Raw genomic sequence first — 239 nt, forward strand, 5'->3', positions numbered from 1 at the left:
TTCCTTTTCGGAGGGACTTTCATTGAGGGGCAAGGGTTTAACTCGCCAAAATGCAGAATGAGGCATTTCCTTTCCTTTTCGGAGGGACTTTCATTGAGGCACACACCCGCTCGCTTTCACCGCCGACCACCTCGATATTTCCCTTCCTTCTGGGAAGGGCTTTCATTGAGGCCCGATGAGTCAGCCCACCGTCTCACGATGGGTAGAGCATTTCCCTTCCTTTTTGGAAGGGCTTTCAT

Origin of the sequence: Rothia sp. HMSC075F09 (assembly GCF_001810515.1) — a bacterium.
Taxonomy (GTDB): domain Bacteria; phylum Actinomycetota; class Actinomycetes; order Actinomycetales; family Micrococcaceae; genus Rothia.